General features: G+C 70.4%; 1 protein-coding gene. It reads left to right on the forward strand.

The genetic code is table 11. The features are described 5' to 3' along the window. The coding region (locus E0702_RS18290) for a MarR family winged helix-turn-helix transcriptional regulator (protein WP_132045904.1) at positions 1-233 on the forward strand (233 nt) is incomplete at both ends.

Raw genomic sequence — 233 nt, forward strand, 5'->3', positions numbered from 1 at the left:
TGAACCATCTGGCGAACACCTCGGCCGAGCGGACCCCGGCACAGCTGGCGCGGAGTTTCCACGTCACCAAGGGGGCGATGACCAACACGCTGGGCAAGCTGGAGGCGGCGGGGCATGTGCATATCCGGCCCGACTGGGACGATGCGCGGCGCAAGCTGGTGGCGGTCAGCCCGGCGGGGCGGGCGGCGCGGGATGCGGCCTTGCAGGTGATCACGCCGATCATCGCCGAGATG

The sequence above is a fragment of the Halomonas marinisediminis genome (assembly GCF_004347715.1).
Lineage (GTDB): Bacteria > Pseudomonadota > Gammaproteobacteria > Pseudomonadales > Halomonadaceae > Halomonas > Halomonas icarae.